This window comes from Aquirufa sp., from assembly GCF_044377215.1.
Lineage (GTDB): Bacteria > Bacteroidota > Bacteroidia > Cytophagales > Spirosomataceae > Aquirufa.
Genome location: NZ_JBILJM010000063.1, coordinates 1 through 3262 on the forward strand (window position 1 = coordinate 1; position 3262 = coordinate 3262).

The 3262-nt window shown below is 43.3% G+C and carries 4 protein-coding genes; 2 read left to right on the forward strand and 2 right to left on the reverse strand.

The genetic code is table 11. The features are described from left to right. On the forward strand, window positions 1-182 hold a 182-nt coding region (locus tag ACIQ6T_RS11285; protein WP_395786444.1), incomplete at its 5' end, for a ribosome recycling factor. A gap of 36 nt (window positions 183-218) precedes the next feature. On the opposite strand, the gene ACIQ6T_RS11290 is transcribed toward ACIQ6T_RS11285, so the two are convergent. After that, window positions 219-1145, reverse strand: coding sequence for a patatin-like phospholipase family protein (locus ACIQ6T_RS11290; RefSeq protein WP_395786446.1), 927 nt, complete (start codon window positions 1143-1145; stop codon window positions 219-221). A 99-nt stretch (window positions 1146-1244) separates the two neighbouring features. Here ACIQ6T_RS11290 and ACIQ6T_RS11295 point away from each other — a divergent pair, with 99 nt between their 5' ends. After that, window positions 1245-2219, forward strand: a complete 975-nt coding sequence (locus ACIQ6T_RS11295) for a polyprenyl synthetase family protein (protein WP_395786448.1) — start codon at window positions 1245-1247, stop codon at window positions 2217-2219. A 48-nt stretch (window positions 2220-2267) separates the two neighbouring features. Here the strand turns inward: ACIQ6T_RS11295 and ACIQ6T_RS11300 are convergent. Then, on the reverse strand, window positions 2268-3262 hold a 995-nt coding region (locus ACIQ6T_RS11300), incomplete at its 5' end, for an outer membrane beta-barrel family protein (protein ID WP_395786450.1).

A 3262-nucleotide genomic window follows, 5' to 3' on the forward strand; every position in this document is an offset into this window, starting at 1 on the left:
AAATCAACATTCGAAATGCGCGCCAAGATGGCAATAATAGTATCAAAAAATTAAAAGCTGATGGCGTATCGGAAGATGCGATTAAGGCGGGTGAAGATAAGATTCAAAAAATCACCGACGGGTTTATCTCAAAAATTGACCACATATTTTCGGACAAAGAAAAAGATATTATGGTGGTTTAATCCACTACCAGAGCCCGGTCGTCGATCGGGCTTTTTTTATGCCTGACTTTTCATCACGGCGTAACCTACCTCCAGCATCCGCCGAATATCCAGTTGGGTGAAATGCTGCATGTCAACAGTTAAAGGCTGAATAGGTCGAATGTTCTGAATTTTTACGCGTTGGAAACCAGCAAACGGACCTTCCAACTGGGGTGATCCATCCAACGGTAGCGTACTATTGATTAATAAAGTTTCGCGTAAATCAGCATTTAGAATCTCATTGACGGCGATGTCCATGACACGGTCAACGAGGGCCAGCAAATCACCCGTATCAAAACTGCCCCCTTCAATGGTTTCCGGGTGACAACTTACACAGACAATTTCCGTGGCGCCATCTTCGAGCGCTTTCCGAATAGGTGTCACATCGCGCAGGCCTCCGTCTAAAAAACTTAGTCGGGCTTCCCCATTAATTTGGACGACTGGCATCAAAATCGGGATGGCAGATGAGGCCATTAAATAATCAAAAAATGCCTCCTCACTTGGATCTACATAATGCATTCCTCCGTCGATGACATTCACCGCGCCTATTTTAAGTGCGACGGGACTGGCATTCAAATTACGTGGGCTCAACTCATCTTCCAATAACGTTCGTAAAGGCTGCGTAGAAACTAAACCTTTGAACTTTTTCTGAAGTGCAGACCAACCTAATTCGAAAATAGACAAGGGTTTGGATAAACTGTCCGGGCTCGTAATGCGCGTCTCCCAAAAATCCCATAAATCACCTGCCGCTTGGACGAAAGAAACATGTCCCGTCGCTAAGGCTTGTTGGCCTATCCGATTCACCAAATAAGCCGCATTTAAACTCCCCGCTGAAATCCCATAAATCGCATCCGGTTGAAAACCTTGCTCGGCCAAAGCTTTGATTGCACCGGCCTGAAAAGCACCTTTAACGGACCCTCCAGCGAGGACTAATATCTTGCTCATATATTTTAGTTTATTTAGCGGAGCGGAAACAATTTATTCCAATAAGTCGTTAAATTTACACAAATTATAACGCCGCCTACTAGGCTCTTCCCCGAAATTATGTCCTATTCCATCTCCTCCATTCAGGCGCCCATTGCGGAACCCATGAAGGCATTTGAAGGCAAATTTCGCCAGTTCATGAAGACCAAAGTCATGTTGCTCGATACGATCATGAATTACATCGTGCAACGTAAGGGCAAGCAGATGCGCCCAATGTTCGTGTTTTTGATGGCAGGGACCGTAGGCAAAATCAATGAAAAAACCCATCGCGGAGCAGCGCTAATCGAATTATTACACACAGCAACTTTAGTGCACGACGACGTCGTGGATGAATCGGATTATCGACGCGGCTTTTTCTCCATCAATGCGATTTGGAAAAATAAGATCGCGGTTTTGGTGGGTGACTACCTGCTTTCGAAAGGGCTTTTACTTTCTGTAGATCACAAAGATTTTGATTTATTGACCTCCGTTTCGACTGCGGTGCGTGAGATGGCGGAGGGGGAATTATTGCAAATTGAGAAAGCACGAAAACTGGACATAACTGAAGACGTTTACTTTGACATCATCCGTAAAAAGACGGCCACGCTGATTTCAGCGTGTTGTGCAGTAGGTGTGCAATCAACAGATGCGGAAGAAAAATATGTGGCCTTAGCGTCTAATTTTGGGGAGAAAGTAGGGATTGCATTTCAAATCAAAGATGACTTGTTTGACTATGGGGATGCGGAGATTGGGAAACCTTTAGGCATCGATATTAAAGAAAAGAAAATGACGTTGCCGTTGATTTATGCATTGCAAAACACGGATAGATCAACGCGAAAATTCATTATCAATACCATTAAAAATGATTCTGAAAATCCAAAGAAAGTACGTGAGGTGATCGCATTTGTTAAGTCAACTGGCGGCCTAGCCTATGCGACCGCTAAAATGCTTGAGTTTGCCCAGGAGGCGAGAGATTTATTAGCGCAGTTTCCAGCTTCAATCTACCGAGATTCGCTCGGTGATTTATTATCCTACACGATCGAAAGACAGAAATAAAAAAGGAGGCTATTACTAGCCTCCTTTTTTTGTATCATTTGAGTGGAATTAACGTGGCCCACCTCCACCGAAGCCACCGCCTCCGCCGCCGCCACGCATACCTGGCATACCCATTGGTGCCGGTGATGCTGGAGCTGAATCGCCTCCTCCTTCGCCTTTCGTATCATCGTTATTCACCGACTTCTTCTTCTTCGTTGGGCCAAAGCTCATCTTTCCAATTCGGTAAGTGAAGTTGATTTTAAAGTTCATGTTACGTAATGTATTCTTCGACTCTTGGTTAATCGTCGCCGTTTTTGTCTCGCTACGAATCACAAAACCATTTGGTGTAAAGAAATTCTCCGCACCGAATCCAAGACTTCCTTTCTTATTTTTAAAGTCTTTTCTAAATCCTAAGCTGTAAATTCCAAAGCCTCCTTGAGATCCTTGCAACTGAATTTGATTCACACGATAGAAAGAGAACACTTGCGCACCCCATCCGTTACCGATGTTGTAATTTCCAAAAATCCGAAAGTTTGACTGTAAACCCTCATTACGCGCTGATAACATTTTATCTGCTACGTTATTTGCCAAAACCATGTAAGACAAATCACCACCACCACCTAACATGAATTTGTTAGACAAGTTGATGTTCATGTTGACATTCATTCCATACGCATCTTCATTTCCAATATTCATGGCGGTAGTCTTCACCGTATCTCCATAAACCTGGCGAATGTTGCTAATCGCACCTGTTGTGTTACGCATGAAGAATGATGTAGAAATGTAGGTCTGCTTGATGAATTTACTGTACGAAACTTCGTAATTATTGGTAAACTCAGGCTCCAAGTTTGGATTTCCTTGTGAAATATTCAATGGATTTGTAGCATTGATATTTGGATTCAAGTTCTGAATACCTGGGCGCTGAAGACGGCGGTTATAACTAAATCTCCATGTACCCGACTTGAATGTCTTGGACATATTGAAACTAGGTACCAAAACACCATACGGAGGAATCACCGTATTTTGACCCTCATTTTTTAAGAAGCTGGCCGTGATATTTGTTT

What these genes read in the sequence shown, in the direction of transcription:
- ACIQ6T_RS11295 (WP_395786448.1), top strand. Translation starts at nt 1,245, where the DNA reads ATGTCCTATTCCATCTCCTCCATTCAGGCGCCCATTGCGGAACCCATG.
- ACIQ6T_RS11290 (WP_395786446.1), bottom strand. Translation starts at nt 1,145, where the DNA reads ATGAGCAAGATATTAGTCCTCGCTGGAGGGTCCGTTAAAGGTGCTTTT.